33 protein-coding genes and 1 pseudogene are annotated in these 23,102 nt (G+C 63.6%); 29 read left to right on the top strand and 5 right to left on the bottom strand.

Going from position 1 to position 23,102, the window contains the following annotated elements; genetic code table 11:
* The first annotated feature begins 669 nt into the window (after nucleotides 1–669).
* Entirely contained in the window at nucleotides 670–1,101 is a 432-nt protein-coding gene (locus QSJ34_RS17120) for an energy transducer TonB (RefSeq protein ID WP_285577602.1), read from the top strand.
* 1,019 nt (nucleotides 1,102–2,120) lie between these two features.
* Nucleotides 2,121–2,426: a putative quinol monooxygenase gene (locus QSJ34_RS17125; protein ID WP_285577604.1), complete on the top strand. Its 306-nt coding sequence runs from the start codon at nucleotides 2,121–2,123 to the stop codon at nucleotides 2,424–2,426.
* 175 nt (nucleotides 2,427–2,601) lie between these two features.
* Here QSJ34_RS17125 and QSJ34_RS17130 read toward each other — a convergent pair.
* Nucleotides 2,602–2,736: pseudogene (locus QSJ34_RS17130) on the bottom strand (transposase); the annotation flags it as partial.
* A 257-nt stretch (nucleotides 2,737–2,993) separates the two neighbouring features.
* On the opposite strand from QSJ34_RS17130, the gene QSJ34_RS17135 reads away from it, so the two are divergent.
* The 24 genes from QSJ34_RS17135 (at nucleotide 2,994) to QSJ34_RS17245 (ending at nucleotide 17,661) form a co-directional block, all read left to right on the top strand.
* Nucleotides 2,994–3,575: a dihydrofolate reductase family protein gene (locus QSJ34_RS17135; RefSeq protein WP_285577606.1), complete on the top strand. Its 582-nt coding sequence runs from the start codon at nucleotides 2,994–2,996 to the stop codon at nucleotides 3,573–3,575.
* Between the two features lie 367 nt (nucleotides 3,576–3,942).
* A complete protein-coding gene (locus QSJ34_RS17140; RefSeq protein WP_476620526.1) occupies nucleotides 3,943–4,638 on the top strand; it encodes a CTP synthase C-terminal region-related (seleno)protein in 696 nt (231 codons plus the stop codon).
* A 264-nt stretch (nucleotides 4,639–4,902) separates the two neighbouring features.
* Complete coding sequence (locus QSJ34_RS17145; protein ID WP_285577610.1) at nucleotides 4,903–5,292, top strand: DUF302 domain-containing protein; 390 nt, start codon at nucleotides 4,903–4,905, stop codon at nucleotides 5,290–5,292.
* Between the two features lie 74 nt (nucleotides 5,293–5,366).
* Complete coding sequence (locus QSJ34_RS17150) at nucleotides 5,367–5,753, top strand: VOC family protein (RefSeq protein ID WP_285577612.1); 387 nt, start codon at nucleotides 5,367–5,369, stop codon at nucleotides 5,751–5,753.
* Between the two features lie 94 nt (nucleotides 5,754–5,847).
* On the top strand, nucleotides 5,848–6,381 hold the full coding sequence (locus QSJ34_RS17155) for a DinB family protein (RefSeq protein ID WP_285577615.1): 534 nt from the start codon (nucleotides 5,848–5,850) through the stop codon (nucleotides 6,379–6,381).
* A 105-nt stretch (nucleotides 6,382–6,486) separates the two neighbouring features.
* On the top strand, nucleotides 6,487–7,545 hold the full coding sequence (locus tag QSJ34_RS17160; RefSeq protein WP_285577617.1) for a medium chain dehydrogenase/reductase family protein: 1,059 nt from the start codon (nucleotides 6,487–6,489) through the stop codon (nucleotides 7,543–7,545).
* 174 nt (nucleotides 7,546–7,719) lie between these two features.
* Entirely contained in the window at nucleotides 7,720–8,151 is a 432-nt protein-coding gene (locus tag QSJ34_RS18615) for a 4-fold beta flower protein (protein WP_420798873.1), read from the top strand.
* A gap of 249 nt (nucleotides 8,152–8,400) precedes the next feature.
* The gene (locus tag QSJ34_RS17165; protein WP_285577619.1) at nucleotides 8,401–8,829 is read left to right on the top strand and encodes an NUDIX domain-containing protein; all 429 of its coding nucleotides are present in this window, start codon (nucleotides 8,401–8,403) and stop codon (nucleotides 8,827–8,829) included.
* 28 nt (nucleotides 8,830–8,857) lie between these two features.
* Nucleotides 8,858–9,025 (top strand): cupin domain-containing protein, encoded by a 168-nt coding sequence (locus QSJ34_RS17170; protein WP_285577621.1) that lies wholly within the window; start codon nucleotides 8,858–8,860, stop codon nucleotides 9,023–9,025.
* Between the two features lie 99 nt (nucleotides 9,026–9,124).
* Nucleotides 9,125–9,613 (top strand): GNAT family N-acetyltransferase, encoded by a 489-nt coding sequence (locus QSJ34_RS17175; protein WP_285577623.1) that lies wholly within the window; start codon nucleotides 9,125–9,127, stop codon nucleotides 9,611–9,613.
* A gap of 16 nt (nucleotides 9,614–9,629) precedes the next feature.
* Nucleotides 9,630–10,172: a hypothetical protein gene (locus tag QSJ34_RS17180; protein WP_285577625.1), complete on the top strand. Its 543-nt coding sequence runs from the start codon at nucleotides 9,630–9,632 to the stop codon at nucleotides 10,170–10,172.
* Between the two features lie 46 nt (nucleotides 10,173–10,218).
* Nucleotides 10,219–10,668, top strand: a complete 450-nt coding sequence (locus QSJ34_RS17185; RefSeq protein WP_285577628.1) for a cupin domain-containing protein — start codon at nucleotides 10,219–10,221, stop codon at nucleotides 10,666–10,668.
* 83 nt (nucleotides 10,669–10,751) lie between these two features.
* Entirely contained in the window at nucleotides 10,752–11,159 is a 408-nt protein-coding gene (locus QSJ34_RS17190; protein ID WP_285577630.1) for a DUF488 domain-containing protein, read from the top strand.
* 233 nt (nucleotides 11,160–11,392) lie between these two features.
* Complete coding sequence (locus QSJ34_RS17195; RefSeq protein ID WP_285577637.1) at nucleotides 11,393–11,821, top strand: SRPBCC family protein; 429 nt, start codon at nucleotides 11,393–11,395, stop codon at nucleotides 11,819–11,821.
* A 40-nt stretch (nucleotides 11,822–11,861) separates the two neighbouring features.
* Entirely contained in the window at nucleotides 11,862–12,392 is a 531-nt protein-coding gene (locus QSJ34_RS17200) for a GNAT family N-acetyltransferase (protein ID WP_285577640.1), read from the top strand.
* Nucleotides 12,393–12,439: 47 nt separating this feature from the next.
* Nucleotides 12,440–12,868 (top strand): DUF3995 domain-containing protein, encoded by a 429-nt coding sequence (locus QSJ34_RS17205; RefSeq protein WP_285577641.1) that lies wholly within the window; start codon nucleotides 12,440–12,442, stop codon nucleotides 12,866–12,868.
* Between the two features lie 39 nt (nucleotides 12,869–12,907).
* Nucleotides 12,908–13,435, top strand: coding sequence for a dihydrofolate reductase family protein (locus tag QSJ34_RS17210; RefSeq protein ID WP_285577643.1), 528 nt, complete (start codon nucleotides 12,908–12,910; stop codon nucleotides 13,433–13,435).
* A 126-nt stretch (nucleotides 13,436–13,561) separates the two neighbouring features.
* Nucleotides 13,562–14,302 carry a hypothetical protein gene (locus tag QSJ34_RS17215; protein ID WP_285577645.1) on the top strand — a complete coding sequence of 247 codons (741 nt, stop codon included), beginning with the start codon at nucleotides 13,562–13,564 and terminating at the stop codon, nucleotides 14,300–14,302.
* A 68-nt stretch (nucleotides 14,303–14,370) separates the two neighbouring features.
* A complete protein-coding gene (locus QSJ34_RS17220; RefSeq protein ID WP_285577647.1) occupies nucleotides 14,371–14,589 on the top strand; it encodes a DUF2835 family protein in 219 nt (72 codons plus the stop codon).
* 44 nt (nucleotides 14,590–14,633) lie between these two features.
* The gene (locus QSJ34_RS17225; protein WP_285577649.1) at nucleotides 14,634–15,158 is read left to right on the top strand and encodes a P-loop NTPase family protein; all 525 of its coding nucleotides are present in this window, start codon (nucleotides 14,634–14,636) and stop codon (nucleotides 15,156–15,158) included.
* Nucleotides 15,155–15,736 carry a hypothetical protein gene (locus QSJ34_RS17230; protein ID WP_285577651.1) on the top strand — a complete coding sequence of 194 codons (582 nt, stop codon included), beginning with the start codon at nucleotides 15,155–15,157 and terminating at the stop codon, nucleotides 15,734–15,736. Before QSJ34_RS17225 ends, QSJ34_RS17230 begins: the two co-directional genes overlap by 4 nt.
* 63 nt (nucleotides 15,737–15,799) lie before the next feature.
* The gene (gene rlmF / locus QSJ34_RS17235) at nucleotides 15,800–16,819 is read left to right on the top strand and encodes a 23S rRNA (adenine(1618)-N(6))-methyltransferase RlmF (RefSeq protein WP_285577653.1); all 1,020 of its coding nucleotides are present in this window, start codon (nucleotides 15,800–15,802) and stop codon (nucleotides 16,817–16,819) included.
* The gene (locus tag QSJ34_RS17240; RefSeq protein ID WP_285577655.1) at nucleotides 16,816–17,277 is read left to right on the top strand and encodes a hypothetical protein; all 462 of its coding nucleotides are present in this window, start codon (nucleotides 16,816–16,818) and stop codon (nucleotides 17,275–17,277) included. The genes rlmF and QSJ34_RS17240 overlap by 4 nt, the downstream gene beginning before the upstream one ends.
* Before the next feature lie 39 nt (nucleotides 17,278–17,316).
* Nucleotides 17,317–17,661 (top strand): hypothetical protein, encoded by a 345-nt coding sequence (locus QSJ34_RS17245; RefSeq protein ID WP_285577657.1) that lies wholly within the window; start codon nucleotides 17,317–17,319, stop codon nucleotides 17,659–17,661.
* Nucleotides 17,662–17,677: 16 nt separating this feature from the next.
* Here the strand turns inward: QSJ34_RS17245 and QSJ34_RS17250 are convergent, their stop codons facing one another.
* Entirely contained in the window at nucleotides 17,678–18,589 is a 912-nt protein-coding gene (locus QSJ34_RS17250) for a glutaminase (RefSeq protein WP_285577659.1), read from the bottom strand.
* A gap of 111 nt (nucleotides 18,590–18,700) precedes the next feature.
* Between QSJ34_RS17250 and QSJ34_RS17255 the strand changes: the two genes are divergently transcribed.
* From QSJ34_RS17255 to QSJ34_RS17265, 3 genes are all read left to right on the top strand, one after another.
* Nucleotides 18,701–19,198: a DinB family protein gene (locus QSJ34_RS17255; protein WP_285577661.1), complete on the top strand. Its 498-nt coding sequence runs from the start codon at nucleotides 18,701–18,703 to the stop codon at nucleotides 19,196–19,198.
* An 85-nt stretch (nucleotides 19,199–19,283) separates the two neighbouring features.
* Nucleotides 19,284–20,027 (top strand): SDR family oxidoreductase, encoded by a 744-nt coding sequence (locus QSJ34_RS17260; protein WP_285577663.1) that lies wholly within the window; start codon nucleotides 19,284–19,286, stop codon nucleotides 20,025–20,027.
* A gap of 257 nt (nucleotides 20,028–20,284) precedes the next feature.
* Nucleotides 20,285–20,770, top strand: a complete 486-nt coding sequence (locus tag QSJ34_RS17265) for a DUF4199 domain-containing protein (protein WP_285577668.1) — start codon at nucleotides 20,285–20,287, stop codon at nucleotides 20,768–20,770.
* Nucleotides 20,771–20,801: 31 nt separating this feature from the next.
* On the opposite strand, the gene QSJ34_RS17270 is transcribed toward QSJ34_RS17265, so the two are convergent.
* From QSJ34_RS17270 to QSJ34_RS17280, 3 genes are read right to left on the bottom strand one after another with little or no spacing between them, the layout of a single operon-like run.
* Complete coding sequence (locus QSJ34_RS17270; RefSeq protein WP_285577671.1) at nucleotides 20,802–21,245, bottom strand: NUDIX domain-containing protein; 444 nt, start codon at nucleotides 21,243–21,245, stop codon at nucleotides 20,802–20,804.
* Nucleotides 21,245–21,775 carry a DUF4337 domain-containing protein gene (locus QSJ34_RS17275; RefSeq protein WP_285577673.1) on the bottom strand — a complete coding sequence of 177 codons (531 nt, stop codon included), beginning with the start codon at nucleotides 21,773–21,775 and terminating at the stop codon, nucleotides 21,245–21,247. Before QSJ34_RS17275 ends, QSJ34_RS17270 begins: the two co-directional genes overlap by 1 nt.
* Nucleotides 21,776–21,823: 48 nt before the next feature.
* Nucleotides 21,824–23,014 carry a S1C family serine protease gene (locus QSJ34_RS17280; RefSeq protein WP_285577675.1) on the bottom strand — a complete coding sequence of 397 codons (1,191 nt, stop codon included), beginning with the start codon at nucleotides 23,012–23,014 and terminating at the stop codon, nucleotides 21,824–21,826.
* Nucleotides 23,015–23,102: the final 88 nt, after the last annotated feature.

Raw genomic sequence — 23,102 nt, forward strand, 5'->3', positions numbered from 1 at the left:
CGAAGTTGAAAAATATATCGAGTCTTCATCCACCCACAGAATCCATCAATTAGTCTCAGAAGGTTGGAAATACACCGGTAACCTATGAACATCTCAGGCTGCCTAACCCTCCGCTCAAGTCGGACCCCGCCTGCATTGCCTTCCGCTCTCTCTCAGCATTTCGCTATCCCGGCTCCGCTCATCGCCTCGGTGCAGGCGCGGCCGCTTAGCTTCATTCGTTAGGCGTTTCATATGCACTCTTCGCGCATTTGCCCACATTGCGAAAAGCCGGCCAAGTCCTTGTTTGGCAAATTCACAGACACTGGCCTACGTCCCACAACTTGCTCTACGTGTGGTGGCCATATCTACCTTCAAATCGGATGGCCTTTCACACTCGTTTCAATGTTCTGGCTTCTTCCTTCGATATTCTTTCATTCGCTTTGGCTCAGACTATTGGTTCTGGCATCTACCCTGATCATCCTTGGCATTTTTCGTACAATTAAATTCAGTTACGCCAAATACTATCCGCCCATTACCTACTAACGCCTAACCCTCGGCTCAACTCGGACCCCGCCTGCATTGCCTTCCGCTCTCTCTCAGCTTCCAGCTACCTCGGCTTCGTTCAGCGCCTCGGTGCAGGCGGTGCCGGTTAGCCCCATTCGTTAGGTTGGCCATGCATCTTGGAGAATCATGATGCGAACAATACAACTAGCGTTGACGATTGCATTACTCTCATCGCAGTTCCTCTTCAGTCAGACCTTGGCTCCAAACAAGTGGGTTGCGCCGGAATACCCCATCATTGCAAAACAATTTGAAGAATCCGGCGTGGTGAGTGCTGCTCTTTCAATCAGACCGGATGGGTCGATAGCTAACGTCACCATGTTTGGCAGTCGTCATAACCGGGTGGCTGATCGGTTTCGACCAGCAGTCCATGAGGCTGTTCTGCAGTGGAAATACCCGCCCGTGCTCAACGATACAATTCGGACTTCAGTGGTGTACTTTGTCTTCCACCTATACCCACCCGATTTCCCTGAAAAGGAGCTACAACCAGAGCTCATTGCCCCAAACACGGTAATCATCAAGGCTCGGATCCAAAAATTTGAACCTGAAACTATTTCCTAATTCACTTGTATTTCTCTCGAACTGGCAACCTAACCCTCCGCTGCACTCGGACCCCGCCTGCATTGCATTTCGTTCTCTCTCAACATCTTGCTAACTCGGCTTCGTTCAGCGCCTCGGTGCAGGCGTGGCCGGTGAGCTTCATTCGTTAGGGCTCCAATGAACTTCCACAATGGAAACATTGCTTTCATTATTCTCGCGGCGTGCGTGGTTGTCCTGTGCATTGATACCGAAAGAAATCACGAAATCAACACAACGTATAAATTCATTTACACATCAAGCATTTGCGTTCTGGCATTCGCAATTGGCCGCCTTTTCTTTATGAAAAAGACTGAGATTCTGCACGCTAGCGGTATCTATTTTTACCTTGCTACTGTGCTCGGAATGCTCGGCAGCACGGTTGAAAAGGTCTATAAAAATCGGACTAGGCCGAAGCAATAACTCATTTCATTAGTATAATTTCCCCTTCAAAGTTTTCGATCGCCCTAACCTCTCGCTCAAGTCGGACCCCGCCTGCATTGCCTTCCGCTCTCTCTCAGCATTTCGCTATCTCGGCTCCGCTCGTCGCCTCGGTGCAGGCGTGGCCGCTTAGCTCACTCGTTAGGCCGTTGATATGAACAGTTGCCCTGCATGTAAACCCCACTCCCGTTGCTCGAAGCCCTGAAGGGTTCTCCGAGGTATGTGTGCATTTCTTGCGGGAGTGCATCCCGCCCATCGAAGGTAATCGCAAATGCCGGAATCATCACCTCGATTTGCATTGTCTCCTTTGGATCAAAACCCCTTAGGTCACACGTCGGAGTTTGGTCACTTCCAGTCGCCCTTTTGGCAGCGAGTGTCTGCTTTGTTGCATGGCAGCTTCTTTTGTCTCGGAATATCCCATGTTCAAGTTCTACTTCTCCTCCAGCCTAACCACTCAATGCGAGCGGACGCTGCCGCTATGCGGCATCGCCAGCGATTTCGAAATTTAGGCCGTTCCATCAGCTATAGTTCATTCCTACCACAACAACCCACCGGAGAAATGAATGGTAAAGGTTGGCCTCCTCCTTCGCTTAGAAGCCAAACCTGGCAAAGAAGCAGATGTTGCCAGTTTCCTCATAAACGCCCTTCCATTGATTCTCGAAGAAATCGATACAACGACTTGGTTTGCCGTTCAATTTGGTCCCACCACCTTCGGAATTTTTGATGCGTTCCCACATGAAGAAGGTCGGAACGCTCACATCGCAGGGAAAGTTGCCGACATTTTAAGAGCAACATGGTCAGAAATGCTTTCCTGCCCGCCATCCATTGAAAAGCATTCAATCCTTGCTGCCAAGTTATCCGGGCAGTAACCAACGGCCTAACCCTCGCTCAAGTCGGCCCCCGCCTGCATTCCCCTTCCGCTCTCTCTCAACTTCTCGCTTCCTCGACTTCGTTCGTCGTCTCGGTGCAGGCGGGGCCGGTAAGTATCCCCCGGCAAAGCCGGAGGCCTTATTAGGTGAGCCGCTCAAAGCGGCTAAGCGGGGTCGCTAACCGCTTGAACACCTCTCCAAGGTGCTGCCTCAGTTGCTTGTAGATCACCTTCCTTCTTCGTTTAGGTGCGAATATCACGTGGTACTTACACTGCCACTTTGTGTGGCTTAGACTTTCCATTGGGTCCATCTCAGTTCTCCTCTTGTGTGCTTGGCGGCTCACCTGTAAGAGTTCTGCGGTGGACTTCCGTATCTGTCAAACGACTACTGTCTCCCCCGCATAGCGGGGGGCCTATCCCACTTGGTTAGCCACATTCGTTAAGCGCCTCAGTCGGCATTGAGCGATCCATTAGCTTCGGAACTCCGAAAAATAGTTTGGAGGCCGTGTCGATTTGATGACTCGCCATTCGTCGTCTTAGTGGACGCACCAATCCATAGGAGACTCGAATGAGGAAGCTCAAAATCATAGAACACATTTCGCTGGACGGCGTGATCCAGCATTCGGCCGATGGGGATGGGTTTCCCTACAGCAACTGGACCGGACCCTATCGAACACCCGCTGGCCTGGAGGCAATCATCGCTGCCCAGGGGGAGAGCTTTGACCTGCTGCTCGGCCGTCGGACCTACGATATCTGGTCGGGCTATTGGCCAAAGGCGCCGTCCAGCCCGATGGCGGACAGCCTTAATGCAGCTACGAAATATATCGCAACCCACCGACCGGAAAGTCTTGAATGGGGTCCCTTCGAGGGCCTTGGGCCGAATATCGTCGAGGACATTCGCCGCATCAAGTCGCAGGATGGCCCTGAGCTTATTCTCTGGGGTAGCTCCACACTGACATCGGTCCTGCTCGAACAGGGGCTCGCCGATGAAGTGTTGTTGATCGTCTATCCGGTCCTGTTGGGCATGGGGAAGCGCCTCTTTGCGGAAGGGACCCCGCCGCGGTCATTCGAACTTGTCAGCACGAATACCTTCCCGTCCGGCCTCATCTTCATTACGTACAAGGCCGCCGGGCCATTAAGAGAAGGATAGATCCCCGTCCCAGGCCCTGGTGCCCCCAAGATGGGGCCAGAGCTTGGAGCGCACCAGCTTTCGACATTCACAGATTCGATGGTCATTGGCGGATGAATCAGGCTCGTCATCAGAAAGTAGCCGCTATCCTCAAGCCGACAGGCACTCCTGGTCGGGGGTACCCTAGATCTGTAATTCATCCCATCTTGCATTTGGTTTTGTCATTCCTTTGAGGTTCGTCGAAGCGTGCTCTACCCCTCCCTTCTATTCGAACCCTGCCTGCATTTTCTCTCAGTCATCTTCCAGTCTCTTTGTCTTCGCTCATCGCCTCAGCGGAGGCGCGGTCGGTTTGCCTCATGCCTCATGCGTCACTTTGAAAGTAGAGATGATGAATAAGAAAGTAACGGTTGGATTGGTTGGCGACTACAGCCAAGCTGTGCCAGCTCATCTTGCTATCCCAACTGCTTTGCTTAATTCCGCAGACGCGCTAAACATTGAAGTCGATATCAAGTGGGTTCCCACTCATGAGATAACTTCGACCTCTCGTCTTTCCGAGTTTGATGGGCTGTGGTGTGTGCCCGCGAGCCCGTATCGCAGCATGGATGGCGCCTTGCTTGCGATTCGGCATGCTCGTGAAAATGGCATCCCATTTCTTGGGACTTGTGGCGGATTCCAGCACGCCATTGTTGATTACGCTCGGAATGTGATGGGGTGGGTTGATGCAGAGCATGCCGAAACCTCACCGAATACGGGACGCGCAGTGATCTCAGCCCTTCGATGCTCACTGGTCGAAACAACTGGCCTGGTGAAGCTACTTCCCGGCACTCGCATTGCCTCGGCCTATGGAACGACCGAAACCACCGAGGGATACCGTTGTCGGTACGGGCTAAACCCTGAATTCCAAGCGGCACTCGTCACTGGTCCGCTCCGTGCCTCTGCCATCGATGAAAGTGGAGAAGTGCGTGCGGTGGAATTAGACAATCATCGGTTCTACCTTGCGACACTCTTCCAACCAGAACGTAGCGCTCTCAAAGGGGAGTCGGTCCCATTAGCGCTCGCGTTCCTAAAAGCCTGCGCCTCGTAACACTCAGCTTTTCGCTTAAGCCGGACTCCACCGGCATTGCCTTCTGCACCATCTTCTTATCCCTTAGACAACAGAGTCAGCCTTCGCAGCGATTGGCTGAAGCCCTTCCCTTGACGATCCGGCCGGATTTCCGCCCGACCAGAACCGCGACGGCATCATCATTCGCCGGCGAAGCGAATCGGCTTTTCACCCAGCGGCCCAGTGCCGTCCGACCTGATTGCACCCCATGCGAACATGGGGGATACCCATCGAAGGGAGCTCGCCATGAACGGTATTAATGTCAAGCGGGAGATCCAGGCTTCCCTCGATGAAGCCATCGATCGAACCACAACAGCCCTTGGTTCGGAAGGCTTCGGCATCCTCACCCGCGTGGACATGCATGCCAAGATCAAAGAGAAGCTCGGCAAGGATATGATCCCGACTGTAATTCTTGGCGCCTGCAATCCTCAATTTGCCTTTCAAGGCTATTCGCTCAACAGCGACATTTCCGCCTTGATTCCCTGCAATGCCGTGGTTCGTGAAATCGCGCCCGGAAGGATTTCGGTCGAGATCGTCAAACCCTCAGCCATGGTTCAGATCCTTGGCGACTCACGGCTTGTCGAATTGGCCCGGGAAGGTGATGCCGCCATCGAACGGGCCCTCCATAAGGTGTAGCCCGAAGCGACCCCTCTTACGCGTTCCATGCGAGATGGGCATCCCACTTCACGCCACCCCGCATCGGAGGTCCCATGAAACGAGTCACTGGTATCGGCGGCATCTTCTTCAAAGCCAAAGACGCGCCTTCCCTGCGGGCTTGGTACAAGCGGCACCTGGGAATCGATGTCCAGGCCTGGGGCGGAGCTGCCTTCGATTGGGTCGACGCCGAGGGCAAGCCAGCGGCGGGCACGACCGCCTGGATGATCGATTCGCAGAATAGCGACCACTTTGCTCCGAGCTCCTCGCCCTTCATGGTCAACTACCGCGTCGAGGACCTTCACGCCTTGGTCAAGGCCTTGAAAGAGGAAGGCTGTCATGTGCTCGATAAGATTGACGATTCCGAATATGGCTTGTTCAGCTGGGTCATGGATCCCGAGGGAAACAAAGTGGAGTTGTGGCAGCCCCCCGCAGGGCAATGAACGCTCGGCATCGTCAGAAGCACGGCGCAGAGCAGCTCTTCAGGCAGCCATCTCCTGCATGCGAATCCAACCTTAACGAGATCGAAGGGTGCCCATGAATCCTCATCAGCCCTCCCTTGATGACCTAGTGGCCATTCTGGCGCGCACGCCCGGTACCCTGGCTGCCCTGCTCGAAGGCTTGCCCCAGGCCCTGGTGACTGCCACCGAAGGCGAGCAGACCTGGTCCCCCTACGATGTGGTGGGGCATCTCATTTATGGCGAGCAAGTCAACTGGGTCCCCCGGATACGGCATATCCTGTCGGGTGAAACCCGCCCCTTCGATCCCTTTGACCGGACGGCTCAGTTCAGGCAAAGCCAAGGAAAATCGCTGGCGGACCTGCTCAGAACCTTTGAAACCCTCAGGCGGGACAACCTGAGCGTCCTGGCCGGAATGAATCTGACGCGCACCGATTTCGAGCGCGTCGGGCTCCATCCAGACCTCGGTGAGGTCCGGTTGGGACAGCTGCTGGCCACCTGGGCCGTTCATGACCTTGACCACCTCAGTCAAATCGCTCGAACCATGGCCAAGGTGCATACCAGCGCCGTAGGCCCCTGGAGGCAGTACCTCTCCATCCTGAAGGATCGCTAGCCTGAACCCTTTTCGACCGGGCCGAGTCGAACCAAACCAGACCTTGCCTTCCTGCTATCCTTCGGCAGCACGCGTTCAACTGCCCTCCAGGAAAGGATGAGGCCTATGAGACACACGCGTATCGTCGTGAGCCACTATGGCGGGCCTGAGACGCTTCAGGCCGTCGAGGAGGATTGCCCCGAACCGAATCCCGGTGAGGTGCGGGTCAAGGTATTGGCGGCCGGCGTAGCCTTGCCCGACGTCATGGCGCGGGAGGGCATTCATCCGGAAACCCCCGCCGTGCCCTTCACGCCTGGCTGGGATCTGGTCGGCCTCATCGACCGGATGGGCACAGGGGTCTCAGGATTCGAGCCGGGCCAGATGGTGGCTGCCCTGCCGATTCACGGCGCCTACGCGGAATTCATCTGCCTTCCCCATCACGAACTGATTCCGGTGCCTTCAGGACTGGATCCCGCCGAAGCGGTCAGTCTCGGATTGAACTACATCACCGCCTACCAGATGCTGCACCATTCCGCCGCGGCGAAAGCGGGACAAAGGGCCCTGATTCACGGCGCGGCAGGGGGCGTGGGCACGGCCCTCCTGCAGCTCGGGGGCCTGGCGGGCCTGGAGATGTACGGGACCTGTTCAGCCCGGGGTGCGCAGGCCGTCACCGATCTGGGCGGCATCCCGATTGATTACCGTGCCCAGGATTTTGTGAAGGAAATTCATCGCCTCACGGGTCAGGGCGTGGACCTCGTGTTCGATCCCCTCGGAGGTCCCCACCTTTGGGAATCCCGCAAAGCCCTCCGCCCCGGCGGCAAGGTGGTGGGCTACGGACTCATCTCGTCCATCCGTGGAGAGGGCCTGGCCTCAAGCCGCCCGGGCCGTCGTCAGCGCTTCCGCGGCACCGCCCGCTTCGCGTGGTACATCCTCGGAGGTTGGCTTCTCCCGGGCCGGAAACGGATCATCCCCTACAGCATCCAGACGCTGAAGCGCTTGAAACCGGGACTATTCCGCCAGGATTGGATGACCTTGCTGGACCTGCTTCAACAGGAAAAGATCAAGCCCCTCATCGCGCGACGCTTTCCACTTGCCGAGGCAAGACAGGCGCAAGAATGGCTCGAGAAGGGCGGTGTGGTCGGGAAGGTCGTCCTCATGATGAACGAAGCAGCCCGCCCCATCTGACCCCGGATATCCCGGCCCACTTCATTCCGCGGCCCTCCGATCCTTCCGCCCGGCCATGACCGTTGGGCACCCGATCAGCCACCGTTCGGCTGTTTCGGTCGATCCGGCCTCACACCCGTAGTTCCATGGGGGATCCCATTCTTCCGTTCGAGCCACGACAGGAGAATCATCGCCATGGAGCGGGTCCTATACGACTCCCAGGATTGCCCGATCGCCTACATTGCCGAGGACGGGCAGAGGACGATTTGCCTCTGGAACGGCCATGCCGTCGCCTACATTGATGACCATCTGAATTGCTTCGGATGGAATGGGCGGCACCTGGGGTGGATGGAAGATGGGATCCTATTCGACACCCTGGGCCAGGCCATCGGCTTCATGAAATCCAAACACCCGAGCCCTTCCCGGGCCCAGCCTCCCAAATTGTCGAAGATCGTGCGCGACGCCAAGCACCCCAAGGTCCAGCCCTTCCCCCGTCCGCTGCGAAAAACAGGGAAAGGTGATCGGACCCTGTCGGAGCTTCTAAGGGCAGGTGCCACCGACTCCGACCCCAGCTCAGCTCATGGTTCAGCTCAGGATCTACCTGAGCCGGACCGGGTCTTCCCATAGGCTTTGCCGGGCCCCGGCTTGAGCGCAATCGATTCCCTTGGGATCGGTTGCAGATGCCGCCGTGCCACCGCTTCATCCCAACGTCCCGCCAGATGGTTCGGCGACTTCCGATGGAGTTCCCTCTTTTTGCTAGGCTGTTGCGACAGGAGCTGCCCATTGCGCTATTGCCCGGCCTGCCGAGAAGAACTGACCCAGCGATCCATCGATGGCGTCGTGCGATTGGCATGTCCATCGACGCCGTGCGGATTCGTGTTCTGGGGAAACCCCATCCCCGTCGTCGCCGCCCTCGTTCGAATGGACGATGACTATGTCCTGGCCAGGAACGCTCAGTGGCCCGAAGGCATGTTCTCCCTGATCACCGGCTTCCTCGAGAAGGGCGAATCGCCAGAGGATGCGGTGGCCCGCGAGACCCAGGAAGAGCTGGGTGTGCGGGTGTCCGAGGTTCGATTCCTGGGTCATTTCACCTTGGCGCAGTTCAACCAGTTGATCATCGCCTATCTCGTTCGTGCATCCGGCGAGATCCATCCCAGTTCTGAAATCAGCGAATTCAAACGGCTGTCCTCGTCTGAACTCGGGGCCTTTGATTTCGGGCCGCTCGAACTCACGGCCCAGATCGTTCAAGTGGCCCTCCAGCAGGCGAATCCATCGCCCTCCAAGGTCGCCCCATGCGCAGGATGAGCTCTACTTCGTACATTCCGGAACGGGGGTGTTCGCGGTGGATGGCGAACGGCATCCTTTCGGCCCCGGAGACTGCTTCTTCGTGCCGGCGGGCGTGGCGCATCGCTTCGAGACTTTCAGCGAGGATTTCTCCACCTGGGTCGTGTTCTGGGGCCCGCAGGGGGGCGAGCCGTTGATCGGAAATCCTGCCCCCTGAACCCAGCCAGCCACGGGTCTTGTCCCCATGACGAAAGGACAGATTCAGGCGACCCGGCTCGACATTCAACCACCTTCCCTTGTGAAATGACCATCTCCCATGCACATCCAGCGCGACGATTTGTCTGGCCCCGAAATCCACGCCCTGCTCGCCGAACACCTGGAGGACATGCACCGCATCTCCCCGCCGGAAAGCGTGCATGCCCTGGATCTCGGCGCGCTCCGCAAGCCCGACATCACCTTCTGGACGGCCTGGTCCGGGGGCGACCTGCTGGGTTGCGGCGCCCTGAAGGAACTCGACCCGACCCACGGCGAGATCAAATCCATGCGGACGGCCAGCTCGCAACGGCGCAAGGGCGTCGCCCAGGCCATGCTCGAGCACATCCTCCGCGAGGCCGAGGTCCGGGGTTACACGCGGCTCAGCCTGGAAACCGGGGCCCAGCCCGCCTTTGAACCGGCCCGTCGCCTGTACGAACGTTTCGGATTCCAGCGCTGTCCCCCCTTCGCGGACTACCGCGAAGACCCGAACAGCGTGTTCATGACCCGGCGGCTCCCGCGCGAGGAGGGCTCAGGCGCCGGGCCCGCCTGATCGGTTAACATCGGGCATGCTCCCCGTGCTGATGCTCTTCCTTCTTCCAGTCGGGGGCGGCATCCCTGCCGGCGTGCTGCTCGCGCGCGCCAAAGGCCTGCCCTGGCCCCTGACCGCGGGTCTCTACCTCGTTTCAGACGTGATCCTCGCCCTCGCCTTCGAGCCGATTCTGCGCCTGCTCGTCGCGTGGTGCCGGAAGGTGCCCCGTCTGGCACGGTTCCGCGAGGCGATGAAGGATGCCATGGCGCGCAGCGTCGCCCATGTGGGCGGCACGGGCGTGGGCCCTTTCGCGCTTGTCATGATCGCCTTCGGCCTGGATCCCATGACTGGCCGAACCACCGCGCTCGCGGCCGGGCACGGCTTCCTCGCGGGCTGGGCCTTCGCCATCACGGGGGACATGCTGTACTACGCCGTCATCGCGCTCAGCACCCTGGGATTGAACGCCTACATCAAAAACCCGAACACGACGGTCCTCATCATCCTCGGGGCGATGATGGTCGTTCCCATGTGGCTGCGCCGAATCCGGGCTGCGTTCGTTTCCAACAAACAGGGCCGGTGACACCGAGCCGACCGGCCCCGACCGATGGACCCACAGGAGTGAGGACATGACCTTCACGAACCGCCTTTCTCTCGCAGCCACCCTGCTCCTTCCGGGCGCCTTCACGCTTCTGCACGCCCAGGCACCGGCGGTCGCCTCGACGACCCTCCTCAGAACCGGCACCGCTTGGACCGGCGCGCCCCTGGTCTATCCCCGGCTGGAACATCCCGAAATCCAAACGGTCCTCGTCGAGATCGCCCCGGGTGCTGCCACCGCCTGGCACAAGCATCCGATGGACAACATCGCCTACATCCTCGAGGGAAGCCTGCGGCTGGAGCTGGAGGACGGCACCACCCGCACCTTTCAGAAAGGCGAGGCCTTCGCCGAAGTGGTGAACACCTGGCATCGCGGCGTGAATGTGGGAACCGCGCCGCTCAAGATCCTCGTGGTCTACACGGGCGAAAAGGGGACGCCCCTGTCGATCCTGAAGGACGCCTCGAAGCCGGGCGAACACTGATCGGCTTTGCCGGGGCCCTTCAATTCCCGTTGGCCTCCGTTCGAAAAAGCCTGACCATGAGGCCTTCCCGCCAGGAGTCGACCATGGTCATCCGCATCGTGAGGCTTGGAAGTCCGCGCGCCGAAGGCGAGGGCCTGCGCATCGGCACCGTGCGCCGCCCCCCGCGCGGCGTGCCCAAATCCGAATTCGCATCCCAGAACTGGTACGACGTCTGGTATCCCAACCTGGCGCCCAGCGTGGACACCATGAAGCTCGGGCAGGAAGCCTCGACCCCGGCCCAGTGGGCGGCCTTCAGCCGGAAGTACCGCGCCGAGATGGGGGCGCCGGAGGCCAGCCGCAGCCTCGACCTGCTCGCCGCACTGTCGCATCAGACGAATGTGTCCGTCGGGTGCTACTGCGCCTCCGAGGCGCATTGCCACCGCTCGGTGCTGCGCGCGCTGCTCCTCGAAAGGGGCGCGCAGGTGGAAGGCCAGGGTCCGGTGGGCGAATGATGCCTGAGGAAGGCCCCCTGCCAACAAGCACACCCGGCCGCTTCATCAGGGCCACCTTCGCAGCCGTGGCGTGGACGGGCCTCCTCCTCGCGTTCCTCGTGGTCGGCTTCGGTCTCCTGAGCCTGTCCCGCCTGTCGCGAAGGGAACTGAATCCAGGCGCGGAACTCCCTTGATGCTCTGGGGTCGGCGGTCCGGTAGCCTGGATCCCGCTGCCCCGACCGACCGGAGGAACCATGGCCGACATCCTTCATCGCGTGGGCGTGGATGCTCCCTTGGCCCGGGTCTACTACGCACTTTCCAGCCTGGAGGGCCTGCGGCACTGGTGGATCGGCGACGCCACGGGCGATCCCAGTCAAGGGCACACCCTCGACTTCGGTTTCTGCCGGATGACCGTGCTGGAATCCGATCCCGCAGGCCTGGTGCACTGGAAATGCAGCGCTGGCCCAGAAGAATGGGTGGGCACCGAGATGATCTTCAACCTCGTCTGGAAGGAGGGCCAGACCTTCATCCTGTTCACCCACGGGAACTGGCGGGAGCCCGTCGAATTCATGCACCACTGCAGCACCAAGTGGGCCGCCTTCCTCCTCAGCTTGCGGGATTGGCTGGAGACGGGAGCAGGACGGCCCACGCCTCATGACCTGAAAATCCACGTGGGCGACTGAAGCCGGACCGCCACCGCTGGAATCGAATCAAAGGGATTCCATGACCATGCCGCTCACCATCCGCGATCTCCAGGAGGCTGAATCCGAAGCCCTCGGCCGGCTCATGGTCGAGGTGTACTCGGGGCTGGAGGGCTTTCCCACGCCCGAAGAGCAGCCCCGGTACTACGAGCTGCTCACCCACATCGGCCGCTTCGCCGAGAAGAAGGATGCCCGCGTGCTCGTGGCCCTCACCCCCGAAGGCGAGCTGGTGGGCGGGGTCGTCTACTTCGGCGACATGGCCGAATACGGCTCCGGGGGAACCGCCACGACGGTGAAGAACGCCTCGGGCATCCGCCTGCTCGGCATCAGTCCGCGTTTCCGCAAGCTGGGGGCGGGCCGGGCCCTGACCCTCGCGTGCATCGACCTGGCGCGCGAGCAGGGCCACGCCGAAGTCATCCTCCACACGACCCAGGCCATGCGGGTGGCCTGGCAGCTCTACGAGCGCCTGGGCTTCCTGCGTTCCGAGGATCTGGATTTCATGCAGCAGGAGCTGCCCGTCTTCGGCTTCAGGCTCAAGCTGTCGCCGCGCTGAACGCGCAAGCCTCGATCCCCGTTCCCACCCTGTGGAATCCTGATCCCATGCTCCTGCCCCTGCTCTCCGCCACCCTCGTCACGGCCTTCACCGCGCTGGGGATCCTGCACGTCTATTGGCTGGGGGGAGGTTCCCTCGGCATCACGGCCGCCGTCCCCGAGAAAGCGGGCAAGCCGCTCTTCCGTCCTTCCAAACAGGCGACCCTTCTGGTGGCGCTCGGCCTCTTCGGTTGCGCGGCCCTCGTCGCCGTCCTGGTGGGATGGATCCCCTGGCCCCTGTCCATGCGGGCTCTGAGGCTGCTCGGGCTCGCCGTGGCGGCCCTCTTCCTGCTGCGGGCGATCGGTGATTTCAAATGGGTCGGCTTCTTCAAGCGCGAGCGTGGAACCACCTTCGCGACCCTCGACACCGGCCTCTATTCGCCCCTCTGCCTCGGCCTCGCGCTGGGCGTGCTCAGCCTCCTTCTCCTTCGCCGTTGAAGCCCTCGAACGTCCCCTGACCCCGCGCCAAGGCCTCCCATGAAGCTGCTCCGCTACAACGTCGCCATGAGTCTCGACGGCTTCATCGCCGGTCCGAATGGGGAGTACGACTGGATTCCAGAGGATCCCGGCGTGGATTTCGAGGCCCTGTTCGCGGAATTCGACGCCTTCGTCATGGGCCGGAAGACCTTCGAGGTGGTCCTGGCCCAAGGCGAGGCGAACCCCACCCGGGGCCGCCCCGTGCTGGTGGTCTCGCGCACCCTTCCCCCGACGGATCTCCCCGGCGTCCAGATCGTGCGTGAGGCCATTCCCGAACGGGTGCGGGCCCTGAAATCGGCCGTCCAGAAGGATGTCTGGCTGTTTGGCGGCGCCCAGCTCTTCCGCCTCCTCCTCGATGAAGGGCTCGTGGATCGCGTGGAGGTTTCCGTCATCCCGATCCTGCTGGGCGGCGGCATCCGCCTGCTGCCCGAGGGACGGGCCCAGGTCCTGAACCTGCTCAGCAGCCAGGCCCTGCCCAACGGCATCCTGCAACTGGTCTACGCCGTGGCTCCGAAGGTTCCGGAGTGATCATGAACCTCGCCCCCGTCCCGGCCGCATAAACGCGGGGGATCGGGGGCCGTAGCCCTGGCTTCGGCGCCGCCTGCCCTGAACCTTTCCTGGGGCCGCCTCATCCCTGAATACACCGGAGTCCCCATGAACCTTCGCTGGATGCCCTGCCTGCTCGTCTGCGCCGTGATGCACGCCGACGCCCTGTCGGACCTGCGCGGGGCGCTGGCCCGCCTCAACGGCCAGGAGCCCGTGAAGGCGAACCTCGTCTACCAGTTCTGGAGCCAGCAGGGCGACGACAAGCAGCCCGTCGTCACCGAGGGCCGCGCCAACAGCCAGGTGGAGGATGGCCCCCAGGGCCTGAAGATCTGCTGGAACCGCAGCCTCATCCAGACCGCCGCCCAGGAGGCCCGGGCCAAGGCCCTCGACCCCGAGAAGAAGACGCCGACGCGCCGCGCCATCGAAGGCGTCAAGGCCATCGACGTCGCCGAGTACCTCAATGGCAGCGATGAGCTGCTGCGCACCCTGGACCAGGCCCAGCTCATCGAGGAGAAGGCCGAGACCTGGCAGGGCCGGCCCGCCCGCCTGCTCAGCCTGAAGGTGACGCCGCGCCTGGGCCAGCGGGACAAGAAATACGTCAAAGAACTCGAAGCCACGGCCAAGATCTGGATCGGCGCCGATGGCCTGCCCCTCGCGAGCGAAACCCAGGTCCACATGAAGGGACGCGCCCTCCTCGTCATCAGCTTCGAGCAGAACCAGAAGCAGGAATACCGCTATGTCCGCGCCGGGAACCGGCTCGTCGTCGTGCACCACGTCGACGAAAGCAGCGGCTCCGGCGGCGGCGAAAAGGGACAGACCAAGACCGTGGTGGATCTCAGCCTGATCTGAAGACGGCCCGCGGGAAGCCTTGTGGCGGGGACCCGCTTGCGCGACGCTTCTGGGAGTCCGCGGGGCCCATGCAGCGTTTCGAATTCCACCTCAGCCTGTCTTCCGAACATTACCTCGACTACTACCGGGGGGCCGTGACCAGCGTCGTCGCCCGCTGCGCCGACGGCCAGACGGTCCAATTTCCCGCCGCCCTGCTGCAACCCTTCGTGACCACCACCGGCATCCACGGCGACTTCGTGCTGACCTGCGACGACGCGAACAAGGGTGCGCGCCTGCAGCGGCGCTGAAGGAGCCCTGAACTCAATTACACCCGGCCGGGAAAGGTTCCACCATGCGCATCGCCATCCTCGGCAACTCTGGCTCAGGCAAGTCCACCTTGGCGCGCCGCATCGCAGCCCGTTACGGCGTAGAGCCCCTCGACCTGGACGGCTTCGCCTGGGAACCGGGAAAGATCGCCGTTCCCCGCGACCCCGCCGCCGCACTGAACGATGTCGAGACCTTCTGCACGCATCATCCAGAATGGGTGATCGAGGGCTGCTACGCGAACCTCATCGCAGCCACACTCAAGGCCTCACCCCTGCTCTTGTTTCTCGAACCTGGCGTAGAAGTCTGCCTGTCGCATTGCCGCAACCGGCCCTGGGAACCGCACAAATATGCGTCCAAAGCCGACCAGGACGAAAAGCTGGCCTTCCTGCTCGATTGGGTACGGGATTACTACGTGCGGGAAGGTGATCTGTCGCTCGACGCGCATCAGACGTTGTTCAAGAATTACGGTGGACCGAAGCAGATGGTCCGGGAGCCCGTCGGGCCGAGTTTCATCGAGGCTTTGGCGGCCCACAGAACAGAGCCTTCATGACTGATACCTTCCATTCGCGCCTCCTTGGCCTTTCCGACGCCGATCTGCGCACCTACCTTGAGCAACCCCTGCACTACCGAACCGAGGTGGTGGAAGCGGCCCTGCTCGAATTGGCCCGTCGCGGCCTGGCACCCGCGCCCGAGGACCTGGCTCGGATCCGCCACGACCTCGCCCAGCGGGACGCCGCCGCCCACGCGAACCTGGATCAAACCTTCGTCACCCGCCTCGGCAGCGACCCCGCAACGCGCCTGCGCCGTGTCCGCCAGATCACCCTGGGCATCCTCGCGACGGGCCTCGGCGCCGCGACGATCGTCTACCTGAGAACCATGCCGAAGGGCGCCAACCCCCTGGGCTATGAGCCCGAGGACACGAAGAAATACCTGCGCGATCTGGAGCTCTACGGCGGCAAGGTCAACGTGCTGGCCACCGAATTCACGCGCTGGTGGGAGGGCCTCTGGCAGGGGCGCAACCTCGCCTACACCCTCGCCTGGCTGACGTTCTTCGCGGCCCTGGGCTTCTGGCTCGTGGCCCGCCGCCGCGCCCTGGCGGATCTGCGGGCCACGACGACGAAGGACTGACGACCCTCCGCATCGAGAAAGATGAACCCGCGAAAGGAAGGCCATTCATCGGACACTGGAGGCATGTCCGCGCCTTCCAGGGGTCCCCGCCCCAACCAACCCACCAAGCCTGGCCGTCCCGCCAAGCCGGGTCTGCATCCGCGCAACCGGCACGCCGGAGGCTACGATTTCCCGGCCTTGGTGAAGGCCAGCGCGGATCTCGCCCCCTTCGTGCGGAAGGCCCCCCACGGCGGGCTCAGCATCGACTTCGCCGATCCCGCGGCGGTGAAGGCCCTCAACCGCGCCCTGCTGGCCGAGGCCTACGGCATCCGGGGCTGGGACATCCCGCCCGGCTACCTCTGCCCGCCCATCCCCGGCCGGGCCGACTACCTGCACCACCTCGCGGACCTGCTGGCGGCGGATGCGGACGGCGCGATCCCGCGGGGTCCCGCGATCCGCGTGCTGGACGTGGGCGTGGGCGCCAACGCCATCTACCCGATCCTCGGGCACTGCGAATACGGATGGTCCTTCGTGGGTTCCGAGCTGGACGAGGCCGCCCTCGCCGCGGCGGCGCGCATCCTCGCGGCGAATCCCGGGCTGGCCGAGGCCATCCAGCTGCGACGGCAGCGGGATGCGAAGGCCATCTTTACGGGCGTGATCAAACCCGGCGAGCGCTTCGACCTGAGCCTCTGCAATCCGCCCTTCCACGCTTCGGCCCACGAAGCCCGGGAGGCCGCCCAGCAGAAATGGCGCAAGCTCGGCCGTGAGGCCGCGTGGCCCGTGCGCAACCCCGCGCGTAATTTCGGCGGACAGGGTGCCGAGCTCTGGTGCGAGGGCGGCGAGGCGGGCTTCATCCGCCGCATGATCACTGAAAGCGCGACGCTCGGCGATCGCGTGACCTGGTTCACCAGCCTCGTCTCCAGCTCCGCCTCGTTGCCTGCCATCCACCGCGCCTTGCGCCAAGCCGAGGCCCGGGAGATCCGCACCGTGGCCATGGTCCAGGGCCAGAAGCAGAGCCGCTTCGTGGCCTGGACTTTCCTTGATGCCGAAGCGCGGCACAGCCTCCGCGCGGCCGGCGCCGCCCTCCCGAAGGAGCGTTCATGAAGCCCCTGCTCTTCGCGTTGGCCCTGGCCACGGTGGGTTCGGTGATCTACCACCTGGGCCAGAAGCTCGTGCCCCCCACGGCCCATCCCATGGCCGTGCTCATGGCGGCCTACGCCGTGGCCTTCACCCTGTCGGCCCTGGCCCTGCCCCTGCTGCAACCCGCGGGCGCGTCGCAGGCCGCGGGCCCCTGGCGCCAGGCCTTTGCGGCCATGGCCACAGGCCCGGGCCTGCGCGTGGCCCTGGTGCTGGGCGTGGGCGTGCTGCTCATCGAGATGGGCTTCCTGCTGACCTACCGCGCCGGGGGCTCGCTGCAGACCTCCAGCGTGGCCGTCAACGGCGCCGGCGCCGTCTTCCTCATCCCCCTGGCGGTCTACCTGTTCCGGGAGACCTTTTCCATCTCGAAGGTCCTGGGCATCCTGTTGGTGCTGGCGGGACTCGCGCTCATGGCGCGGAAGTAGCCGCCCGAACCACCGACTCCGAACCGTCACCGAGGCCCCATGTTCGTGCTGCGCCGCCTGCCCGCCTTCTTCGCCCTGCTGATGCTCGCCGCCCTCTCCCTCCGCCTGGGGCTGAGCCTCCTCGTGACCGGGCCGCTGACGCTGGCCCTGCTCGTGCTGCTGTTCATCCCGAAGCGCTTCATGCAGACGCTCCTCGGCGCCGTGCTCTGGGGCGGCGTCCTCGCCTGGCTGGGCATGGCCTGGCTGCGCGCCAACGAGCGCCTGGCCGGCGGACAGCCCTGGAGACGGCTCGTCCTCATCTTCGGGGCCGTGACCCTCTTCACCGCCTGGGCCGCCTGGCTGCTGCGTGCGAAGGGCTCGACGCCTGCCGACGAACAGCCTTAGCGGTGATCCCCGGAGATCAGAAGACGGACCAGCCCGTGCGCGTGGTGAAGCGGTCGAGGGCTTCGACGCCGGCCACGCTGTTGCCGTGGCGGTCCAGGGCGGGACTCCACACGCAAAGCACGCCCCGCTCGGGCAGCACGGCGAGGATGCCGCCGCCCACGCCGCTCTTGCCCGGCAGGCCCACGCGGTAGGCGAAGTCGCCCGCGGCGTCGTAGGTGCCGCAGGTGAGCATGATCGAATTGATGCGCTTGGCCTCGCTGCGGCTGAGCAGGCGCGAACCGTCGGCCCGCAGGCCGTGGTTGGCCAGGAAGAGCCCCGCCTTCGCCAGGTCCGCGCAGCTCATGCGCAGGCTGCACTGCCTGAAGTAGTGGTCGAGCACGCGCTCCACCGGGTTCTCCAGATTGCCGCAGCTGGCCATGAAGTGGGCGAGGGCGGCGTTTCGGTGGCCGTGGGCGGCTTCGGAGGCGGCGACCTCGGCATCCAGGTCCACCGCGGCCTGACCGCTTTCCGCCCGCAGGAAATCCCGCAGCGTGCCCAGCGAATCGCCCGTCAGGGAGAGCAGGCGGTCGATGAGGATGAGGGCGCCGGCATTGATGAAGGGGTTCCGCGGGATGCCCTTTTCGTATTCCAGCTGCACCAGCGAGTTGAAGGGATTGCCCGAAGGTTCGCGTCCCACGCGGGTCCACAGGGCCTCGCCGTCCCGCGCCAGCACCAGGGCCAGCGAGAAGGCCTTGGACACGCTCTGGATGGAGAAGGGCATCCGCCAGTCGCCGCTGCCGTAGGTGCCCCCGTCCATGGTGGCGAGGGCGATGCCGAAGTGCGTGGCGGGCACCGCCGCCAGGGCCGGGATGTAGTCGGCCACCTTCCCCTGCGCCGCGAAGGGCGCGGATTCCGAGGCGATGTCGTCAAGGAGCGCTTGAAGGTCCATGCAAGGAGCATAAGCCACGGATCGGCGCGGATGAACCAGATGAAGACGCCCCTTGCCCATCCGTGTTCATCGGTGTTCATCTGGGGCTGATTGTGTCCACCCGGAGTGAATATGACCCCCTTCGCCGCCGACCTCTTCATCCTGCTCCGCCGCGATCTGCGCTGCTTCGTCCGCGAGGTCGAGAGCTTCCCCGATGACGCGACGCTCTGGCGCACGCTGCCGGGCATCAGCAACAGCGCCGGAAACCTCGCCCTGCACGTCGTGGGCAACCTGCGCCACTTCCTGGGCGCCGTGCTCGGCGGCACGGATTACGCGCGCCACCGCGACCAGGAGTTCGCCCAGCGGGCGGGCACCCGCGCCGAGGTTGTCAGCCTGCTGGAAGCCGCCCTCAGCGACGTGGAAACCGGCCTCAAGGCGCTCACGGACGAGACCCTGGCCCAACCCTACCCCCAGGTACTCATGGGCCTCCAGCCGCCCACGGCGCGCTTCCTGATGCACGTCTCGACGCACCTGGCCTTCCACCTGGGCCAGGCGGGCTACCTGCGCCGCGCGCTGACAGGGGAGGCCGGGGCCACCGGAGGCATGGGCATCCAGGAACTGGCGGACTGATCAGGCGACGCCGCCGGCCCTTGAGGCGCTCCCACGGCGGGCGCAGAATCGGAGACATTCGTCGGATCAGCTCCGGGGAGGACCCATGCCGCTTCAAGGAAACGTCGCCCTCGTCACCGGAGCCAGCCGCGGCATCGGTGCGGCCGTCGCCAAGGCCCTCGCGGCCCAGGGTGCCGCAGTGGCCGTGAACTATTTCGGATCCGAGGACGCGGCGCTCGGCGTCGTCAGCGACATCCAGGCCGCCGGAGGCCGGGCCATGGCCGTGAAGGCCGACGCCCGCGATCAGGCCCAGGTTGAGGCCATGGCCGCCACCGTGAAGGCGCAGCTGGGGCCCATCGGCATCCTGGTGCTCAACGCGGCCATCGGCTTTCCCATGGCCGCCTTCCAGCATTACCCCTGGGAGGCCTTCGAATCCAAGATCCTCGGCGAACTGGGCGCCGCCTTCCACGGCTGCCGCGCGGTCCTGCCCCAGATGCTGGAGCGGAAGGACGGCGATATCGTCGCCATCACCAGCGGCCTGGCCCGCGATCCCGGCTGGGGCTTCTGCGCCCACAGCGCCGCCAAGGCGGGCCTGGAGGGCTTCGTGCGGGCCCTGGCCTTCGAGCTGGGCCCCATGGGCATCCGCGTGAACGCCGTCGCGCCTGGCCTCACACTGACTGACGCCACCGCCAGCCTGCCCGCCAAGCACAAGCAGGCCGCCGCCGAACACACGCCCCTGCGCCGCAACGGCCAGGCCGAGGATGTGGCCGAAGCGGTGCTCGGTCTCCTGCGGGCCCGCTTCGTCACCGGCGCCACCCTGCCCGTGAATGGCGGCAGCAGCGTCTTCTGAAACGGGGTGGACCGATTCACGCCCTCCGAATATGGAACGAAGCGACGATTGAATCACCCCTCTTTTCATCACTGTCCATCATCGTCCATCACCGGTTGATTTCTTCTTTTGCCAGTGATGGACGGTGATGGAAAGGCCGAGCCCCACCCAATCCACAAATATGATGCGGTTCCAGGCCACCCGGCTCACTGGATCATGCCGAGGGATTGCTCCGAGGCCCCGAGGGGCAGCACACTGAACGTCCCTTCGAGGTGCCCATGCCCCCCACCCTTCGCGCCGGCCTGATCCTCGGCCTCTCCGTGGCCGCCTGGACCTTCGTCATGGGCCTCACGGGCTGGTACAAGCATCCGGCGCTCCACAGCCTCTTCTTCCTCGTCATCCCTTTGGAGATTGGCATCCTGCTCTGGACCCTGCGCGGCACGGCCCCGGGCGCGGGCTACGGCCGCCAGGTCTGGAACGGGGTGAGCACTTCGCTGCTGGCCTCGATGATCATCTACGGCGCCAGCCTGCTCTTCACCACCGTCGTCTTCCCCCACTACTTCCAGGAACTCGAAACCCTGGGCCGCCAGATGATGGCCAGGCAGGGCCTGAGCCCCGATCAGATCGAAGCCGCCGTGCGCGCCAGCGCACCCATGCAGACCCCCCGCGCCAGCGCCATGGCCGGCGCCATCGGCACCGTCGTGACCGGCGCCCTCACCTCCATCCTCGCGGCGGTGTGGCTGCGAAAAAAAGGAACTCGTTAACCGCAGAAGGCGCGGAGACCGTAGAGAGGCCTCACCGCTCTACGCGGATATCGGCCACGAGATCGAGCGGGAAGCTTCGGCCCGCGAGGGCGTCCTCCAGGCAGCGCAGCACCCAGCCGGAACGCAGGGGCGCCGCGCCCAGTTCCTCGGGTGTGAGCCAGTGGCAGCGGAGGATGTCGGGATCCTCGGGCACGGCGTCCAAGCCCTCGGGCACGGTGCCCCGGTAGCACACGCGGAAGTAGTCGCTGCCGTTGGCGGCCTTCAGGGGATAGAGCCCCACGATGGACTGAGGGGTGAAGGCGAGGCCCGTCTCCTCGCGCACCTCGCGGCGCACGGCATCCAGCAGCGATTCGCCGGGTTCGACGTGGCCCGCGGGCTGATTGATGACGGGCCGCCCCGTCACCTTGTCAGGTTCTTCCACAACGAGGAAGCGGCCCCGGCGTTCGATGATCGCGGCAACCGTGAGGGCCCACATCAGACGCGGAAGAAGAGGAAGAAGCCGTTGGCGAAATAGACCATCCCGACCACGCCCACCACGAGGCCCGCCCAGTAGACGGGCTGCTTCTTCATCAGGGCCGCGATGGACGACAGCAGGATGGCGATCTGCAGGAAGATCACGGCCAGTCCGAAGGGCGCGCCGTGCTTCTGGGCATCGGTCTTGGCGTCTTCGAAGCCCCGGGCCTTCTTGTCGATGTCGGCCTTCTCGCCCTCGTACTTGGCGACCTTCTTCTCCACGTCGGCGAGGCTCTTCTCCAGCACGGGCAGCGCGGTCTTCGGCGCCAGTTCGATCTCCCGCTTCAGGCGCAGGGCCTCCACTTCGTAGAGGTTCCCCTTGATGCCCTTGGCCTGGTAGTGGGCCCATTCATCCGAGGCCATGGCCTGGTTCAGCACGGTCTTCGTCGAATAGCCGCCCCCCTTGAAGGTGGCCAGCGTCGCGCACACCGCGAGGATGACCGTCGTGAGGGCCAGCAGGTTCAGCCAGGGTTCCTTCTTGTCGTCAGCCATGGGCCTTGTCCTCCGAACCCATGATCATACAAAAGGCGGCCTGGCCGTTCACTCCCAGCCACGGTCGTCCAGGTGGTAGCGCTGGCGGAGGTCGCGGCGTGTGCCGGGGAAGACATCGGCGCGCCGGGCCTCGTCCTCGATGTCCCGCGAGCGGCTGCGCAGATTCTCCAGGGCCTGGCGCAGGTCGGTCAGTTTGGATTCGTGTCCCTTCACCGGGATGCCTTGGAGAGCCCCCTTCTCCCACAGCGCATAGAAATTCCGATCGAAGGTGCCCACCACCTTCCCGTCCCAGTAGTAGGTGAGGAAGCGGGCGAAGGCCCCTTCCATCTGATCGGCGGAGCGGGCGAGCGCGGCCACCTGAGCCGCGTAGCGCCGCGTGCCCTCCTCCCGTGTCTGGTCGGATTCGCTCGGGCCCTTCCCCTTCCAAAGGCCCGTCGTTTCCTCGTTCGAGGCCGGCGCCACGAAGGCCAGCTGCAGGGGGCGGCCTTCCAGCAGCGCCTTGGCATGGTCGATGGCCACGGCGAAGTTCAGGCCCTGACTGCCTCGGAATCCCATGGTGTTGATGCCCACCACCCGGCCTGCGCGATTGAGGAGGGGGCCGCCGCTGTTACCGGGATTGAGGGCGGTGTCGGTCTGCAGCACGACGACCTTGTCCAGCTGCCGCAGGCTGCTGACGATGCCGCGGGTCGCGGTGTTCTGGAAGACGCCGAGGGGCGTGCCGATGGCGAGCACCTCCTGCCCCTGACGAACCTCCTGAACGGTGCCGAGCTCGAGGAAGGAGCGGTCGGCAGCCGGTGCGGCACCCGAGGCCATGAGGCCCAGCACGGCGAGGTCGTAGTCCGGAGAGGTGGCGAGAATCCGCGCATCCAGCAGGCTGTTGTCGGAGAGCCGCAGCTTCACGTAGCTCTGGCCGGCGATGACGTGATGGTTAGTGAGGAGGCGATCCCGGCTGATGAAGAAGGCGCTGCCCCGACCCGCCGAAGTCTCCACCACCACCACGGCGGGCATGGCCTTGGCGAGGATGTCTTCGGTCGATGGGGCCGAAGCCAAGTTGGCGACAGGGGCGGGTCCGGGGACCGGCTCGCTGGCCATGGGCGCCGGGACCGCCACAGGGGCCTGCGGCGGAGGCGCGGCCCTGCGCCCCTGCATCCACAGCACAAGGCCCGCACCGCCCGCGCCTGCGAGAGCCACGCCCGCGAGGAGGATCAGGGTGTTCAAGGTCGTGCGTGATTCGGCCATGGGGCCCTCGAAGATGCCCCCATCCTGAGGTCAATGCCCGCCCAGATACAAGCAGGGCGCCTCGCGGCGCCCTGCCTTCAAGACATGA

The sequence above is a fragment of the Geothrix limicola genome (genome assembly GCF_030268085.1).
GTDB classification, from domain to species: Bacteria; Acidobacteriota; Holophagae; order Holophagales; family Holophagaceae; genus Geothrix; species Geothrix limicola.

Coding starts and splice junctions, on each gene's coding strand:
- QSJ34_RS17120 (WP_285577602.1), top strand. CDS start 670: ATGATGCGAACAATACAACTAGCGTTGACGATTGCATTACTCTCATCG.
- QSJ34_RS17125 (WP_285577604.1), top strand. CDS start 2,121: ATGGTAAAGGTTGGCCTCCTCCTTCGCTTAGAAGCCAAACCTGGCAAA.
- QSJ34_RS17135 (WP_285577606.1), top strand. CDS start 2,994: ATGAGGAAGCTCAAAATCATAGAACACATTTCGCTGGACGGCGTGATC.
- QSJ34_RS17140 (WP_476620526.1), top strand. CDS start 3,943: ATGAATAAGAAAGTAACGGTTGGATTGGTTGGCGACTACAGCCAAGCT.
- QSJ34_RS17145 (WP_285577610.1), top strand. CDS start 4,903: ATGAACGGTATTAATGTCAAGCGGGAGATCCAGGCTTCCCTCGATGAA.
- QSJ34_RS17150 (WP_285577612.1), top strand. CDS start 5,367: ATGAAACGAGTCACTGGTATCGGCGGCATCTTCTTCAAAGCCAAAGAC.
- QSJ34_RS17155 (WP_285577615.1), top strand. CDS start 5,848: ATGAATCCTCATCAGCCCTCCCTTGATGACCTAGTGGCCATTCTGGCG.
- QSJ34_RS17160 (WP_285577617.1), top strand. CDS start 6,487: ATGAGACACACGCGTATCGTCGTGAGCCACTATGGCGGGCCTGAGACG.
- QSJ34_RS18615 (WP_420798873.1), top strand. CDS start 7,720: ATGGAGCGGGTCCTATACGACTCCCAGGATTGCCCGATCGCCTACATT.
- QSJ34_RS17175 (WP_285577623.1), top strand. CDS start 9,125: ATGCACATCCAGCGCGACGATTTGTCTGGCCCCGAAATCCACGCCCTG.
- QSJ34_RS17180 (WP_285577625.1), top strand. CDS start 9,630: ATGCTCCCCGTGCTGATGCTCTTCCTTCTTCCAGTCGGGGGCGGCATC.
- QSJ34_RS17185 (WP_285577628.1), top strand. CDS start 10,219: ATGACCTTCACGAACCGCCTTTCTCTCGCAGCCACCCTGCTCCTTCCG.
- QSJ34_RS17190 (WP_285577630.1), top strand. CDS start 10,752: ATGGTCATCCGCATCGTGAGGCTTGGAAGTCCGCGCGCCGAAGGCGAG.
- QSJ34_RS17195 (WP_285577637.1), top strand. CDS start 11,393: ATGGCCGACATCCTTCATCGCGTGGGCGTGGATGCTCCCTTGGCCCGG.
- QSJ34_RS17200 (WP_285577640.1), top strand. CDS start 11,862: ATGACCATGCCGCTCACCATCCGCGATCTCCAGGAGGCTGAATCCGAA.
- QSJ34_RS17205 (WP_285577641.1), top strand. CDS start 12,440: ATGCTCCTGCCCCTGCTCTCCGCCACCCTCGTCACGGCCTTCACCGCG.
- QSJ34_RS17210 (WP_285577643.1), top strand. CDS start 12,908: ATGAAGCTGCTCCGCTACAACGTCGCCATGAGTCTCGACGGCTTCATC.
- QSJ34_RS17215 (WP_285577645.1), top strand. CDS start 13,562: ATGAACCTTCGCTGGATGCCCTGCCTGCTCGTCTGCGCCGTGATGCAC.
- QSJ34_RS17220 (WP_285577647.1), top strand. CDS start 14,371: ATGCAGCGTTTCGAATTCCACCTCAGCCTGTCTTCCGAACATTACCTC.
- QSJ34_RS17225 (WP_285577649.1), top strand. CDS start 14,634: ATGCGCATCGCCATCCTCGGCAACTCTGGCTCAGGCAAGTCCACCTTG.
- QSJ34_RS17230 (WP_285577651.1), top strand. CDS start 15,155: ATGACTGATACCTTCCATTCGCGCCTCCTTGGCCTTTCCGACGCCGAT.
- rlmF (WP_285577653.1), top strand. CDS start 15,800: ATGTCCGCGCCTTCCAGGGGTCCCCGCCCCAACCAACCCACCAAGCCT.
- QSJ34_RS17240 (WP_285577655.1), top strand. CDS start 16,816: ATGAAGCCCCTGCTCTTCGCGTTGGCCCTGGCCACGGTGGGTTCGGTG.
- QSJ34_RS17245 (WP_285577657.1), top strand. CDS start 17,317: ATGTTCGTGCTGCGCCGCCTGCCCGCCTTCTTCGCCCTGCTGATGCTC.
- QSJ34_RS17250 (WP_285577659.1), bottom strand. CDS start 18,589: ATGGACCTTCAAGCGCTCCTTGACGACATCGCCTCGGAATCCGCGCCC.
- QSJ34_RS17255 (WP_285577661.1), top strand. CDS start 18,701: ATGACCCCCTTCGCCGCCGACCTCTTCATCCTGCTCCGCCGCGATCTG.
- QSJ34_RS17260 (WP_285577663.1), top strand. CDS start 19,284: ATGCCGCTTCAAGGAAACGTCGCCCTCGTCACCGGAGCCAGCCGCGGC.
- QSJ34_RS17265 (WP_285577668.1), top strand. CDS start 20,285: ATGCCCCCCACCCTTCGCGCCGGCCTGATCCTCGGCCTCTCCGTGGCC.
- QSJ34_RS17270 (WP_285577671.1), bottom strand. CDS start 21,245: ATGTGGGCCCTCACGGTTGCCGCGATCATCGAACGCCGGGGCCGCTTC.
- QSJ34_RS17275 (WP_285577673.1), bottom strand. CDS start 21,775: ATGGCTGACGACAAGAAGGAACCCTGGCTGAACCTGCTGGCCCTCACG.
- QSJ34_RS17280 (WP_285577675.1), bottom strand. CDS start 23,014: ATGGCCGAATCACGCACGACCTTGAACACCCTGATCCTCCTCGCGGGC.